Genomic DNA, 3,488 nt, shown 5'->3' with positions numbered 1-3,488 from the left:
GTCCCTTGCCGCGGCGAGGCCTTGCAATCGGCCGCCACCGTCGGCCCCGTCGCGGCCAATACCGTCGCCCCCGTCATCGCTATGCCGACCGCCGACTTGCCGATGGCATCGCCGATGCGCGCGATACATGTCGCCGACGCAGCCCAACGGCCTCGCGTCAATGAAACCGCCCGGGCAAATGAAACCGCTCGGGCACGTTCCCAGCGTCTTTGCGTGAAAGTGTTCACAAACGGTCCTCCCGCGCTCCGACTCAATAACAGATAGGTCGCACAAGACCGGAGCGAACTCGAAGGGGACGCTTTCCGTCTTCGATCCTGAGCGTTGGGTCCTTGCAGGACCCGCCGGACAAAGATCTCTGGCCGCTGGCGCTATGGCGTGATCGCGACCTTGAGCACGCCGTCGCGCTGGTTGGCGAACAGATCGTAGGCTTCCTCGATCCGGTCGAGCCCGTAGCGGTGGGTGACCAGCCCTCCGAGATCGAGGCGTTCGGATTCGATCACGTTCATCAGGCGGCGCATGCGATCCTTGCCGCCGGGACAGAGCGAGGTGACGATGGTATTGTCGCCGAGCCCGGCGTGGAACGGGCCGAGCGGGATGGTGAGATCGGAGGAATAGACGCCAAGGCTGGACAATGTGCCGCCCGGCCGAAGCACCCGCAGGCAGCTCTCGAAGGTCTGCTGCGTGCCGAGCGCCTCGATCGCCACATCGACACCGCGTCCCTTGGTGATTTTCATGATCTCGTCGACGGGATCGGTCTTTTTATAATCGATGACGACGTCGGCGCCGAGTTTCTGCGCGATGTCGAGCCGGGCAGGCACCGTGTCGACGCCGATGATCAGGCCGGCGCCGCGCAGTCTGGCGCCCGCCGTCGCGCAGAGGCCGATCGGCCCCTGGGCGAAGACGACGACGGTGTCGCCGATCTGGATATTGCCCCGTTCCGCGCCGCCGAAGCCGGTGGACATGATGTCGGGGCACATCAGCACCTGTTCGTCGGTCAGGCCGTCCGGAACCGGCGCCAGATTGGCCATGGCGTCCGGCACCAGGACGTATTCGGCCTGGGTGCCGTCGATCGTATTGCCGAAGCGCCAGCCGCCCATCGGCTTGTAGCCGTGCGGATGGCTCTGCCCATCCTGGGAGTGCTGGCCGCACAGGCAGGCATTGGAGTAGCCGCTGGGGCAGATGGCGCCGGCGATGACCCGCTGGCCTTCCTCATAGCCCTTGACGTTGGATCCCAGCTTCTCGATCACCCCGACCGGTTCGTGGCCGATGGTCAGGCCTTTCTCGACCGGGTATTCACCCTTGAGGATATGTACGTCGGTGCCGCAGATCGTCGTCGTGGTGATGCGCAGCAGCGCGTCGTTGGCGCCGACATTCGGAATCGGCTTCTCACCCAGTGTGATCCGCCCTGGTTCGATGAAAATTGCCGCCTGCATTTTGTCGGCCATGGCTCGTGTCCCGTTTGTGATACCCTTGCCGTACTGCATCGCACGGGAGCCGCGTCGCGGCTTTGATCGAGGTCAAGAGCGGCGCGACCTTTTGCCGACCAGCGCCCCGCAGTTCCTTGATGTGAGTCACTCGTCCTACGGCTTCGAGATGAGACTGTGGCCCCACTTCTCCGCTTCCAAGTGCAGGAGCCGCCCACGCCGACCACCAGAATGATGACGTCGTCGAGAAAGGTTTCCGGCCGTGGCGGATCAATGAAGCCGGAGATGCCGAGTAGGGTAAAACCCCCGGCCACGTCGTTCATGCTCATCGTCGCCTGGTCGCCGACGGACCTGACCCGTTGTGGAGTCCACTTTACCGGAGCCGCAGATAGGCACGGTAACTTCACCCGCCACCATAGGGTCGTGCAGCAGGGTCGTGCAGCGGCGAGAGGCTTCGCCTCCCACAACACAGCGAATCTTGCTCGACAATTAGCAAGAGCTTGGAGGCCCGGGCCAGAAGGCGAACGGCAAGCAAATCGAACGCCAGCCGATTAGGGCGAGAAATGGGCATCGCTTGTGATGTCAGCGGGCGCAGTGGTTTTATTCTCTTTGGAGGCACTCCAGACATTGCCCTGGTACTTTATGGTGCGACACCTACAGAACACGTCGCAGTGAGGCGCGGAGTATGTCAATATGATAGATGGCCTGCCTTCTCCGGTTCGGATTCTGCCGCAGCGTGGAAATCGCGCTCACAGCCGCAGATCGACGGCGTCTGCGGACAGGACGTATTTGAGGTCGTAAATCACGTGATCCGGTTTGCCCCAAGCGCGCAGGCCCTCCGGCCCAAGCGCGCGGAAAACGTCATGGGCGACCGCCACAACGATGCCGTCATAGGCGCCCGCCTCCGGCGTGGCGACGGGGGTAAGCCCGTATTCCTCGACAGCCGCCTCCGCATCGACCCACGGATCATGCACATCGACCTGCGCGCCGTACTCACGCAGTTCCGAGATCACATCAACGACGCGGGTATTGCGCAGGTCAGGGCAGTTTTCCTTGAATGCCAGGCCCAGAATTAGAACCCGTGCGCCATCCACCTGGATCCGACGTTTGAGCATGGCCTTGACCAGTTGTCCGGCAATATAGGCCCCCATGCCATCATTAATGCGCCGCCCGGCAAGGATGACCTGTGGATGATACCCAGTCGCTTCGGCCTTGTGGGTCAGGTAATAGGGGTCTACCCCGATGCAGTGGCCGCCAACCAAACCCGGACGAAAGGGCAAAAAGTTCCACTTGGTGCCAGCCGCATTCAGCACGGCCTCGGTGTCGAGGCCCATCTTGTTGAAGATGATCGCGAGTTCGTTGACCAGAGCAATATTCAGATCGCGCTGCGTATTCTCGATCACCTTGGCGGCTTCCGCCACGCGGATGTTTTCGGCCTTATAGGTGCCAGCGGTGATGATGCTCGCATAAAGCTGATCAACGGTTTCCGCTACGTCCGGGGTCGAACCCGAAGTCACCTTGCGAATGTCGGGCAGACGGTGGGACTTGTCGCCGGGATTGATCCGCTCAGGAGAATATCCCACGAAGAAATCCCTGTTGAAGATCAATTCCGAACCGCGTTCCAACACCGGCACACAGTCTTCTTCTGTGGCACCCGGGTAGACGGTGGACTCGTAGATCACGATGTCACCGCGTTTCAAAACTTTACCCAGTGTTTCAGAGGCTCTGATCAGCGGCGTCAGATCCGGGCGCTTGTGCGAGTCAATCGGAGTGGGAACTGTGACGATGTAAATACTCGCTGCGGAAAGATCTGCAGGGTTGGTCGTGAACGACAAAAACGTAGCATTTCGAAGTTCATCATCGGATACCTCCAGTGTGCGGTCGCGCCCCTCAAGCAGAGCGTCAATGCGCTCTGTTTGGATGTCAAAGCCGATCACGGGGCGGATCTTGCCAAATTCTACGGCGAGCGGAAGACCGACGTATCCAAGCCCGATGATCGCTATTTTTTTTTCACGGTCTGACATGTTTCTCCGAATTTTCCCGGTGCCAGTCGACAAATCGCGC

The 3,488-nt window shown here is 60.9% G+C and carries 2 protein-coding genes; both read right to left on the bottom strand.

The features are described 5' to 3' along the window. Nucleotides 1-368: 368 nt before the first annotated feature. Nucleotides 369-1,445, bottom strand: a complete 1,077-nt coding sequence (locus ING15_RS19165; protein ID WP_206456442.1) for an NAD(P)-dependent alcohol dehydrogenase — start codon at nucleotides 1,443-1,445, stop codon at nucleotides 369-371. Between the two features lie 728 nt (nucleotides 1,446-2,173). Beyond that, nucleotides 2,174-3,448, bottom strand: coding sequence for a Vi polysaccharide biosynthesis UDP-N-acetylglucosamine C-6 dehydrogenase TviB (gene tviB / locus ING15_RS19160; RefSeq protein ID WP_206456443.1), 1,275 nt, complete (start codon nucleotides 3,446-3,448; stop codon nucleotides 2,174-2,176). Nucleotides 3,449-3,488: the final 40 nt, after the last annotated feature.

It is taken from the genome of Aurantimonas marina, assembly GCF_017183135.1.
GTDB classification, from domain to species: domain Bacteria; phylum Pseudomonadota; class Alphaproteobacteria; order Rhizobiales; family Rhizobiaceae; genus Aurantimonas; species Aurantimonas marina.
Note: the sequence above shows the minus strand (reverse complement) of the source record. Positions and strands in the feature narration are given on the sequence as shown.

What these genes read in the sequence shown, in the direction of transcription:
- ING15_RS19165 (WP_206456442.1), bottom strand. Translation starts at nt 1,445, where the DNA reads ATGGCCGACAAAATGCAGGCGGCAATTTTCATCGAACCAGGGCGGATC.
- tviB (WP_206456443.1), bottom strand. Translation starts at nt 3,448, where the DNA reads ATGTCAGACCGTGAAAAAAAAATAGCGATCATCGGGCTTGGATACGTC.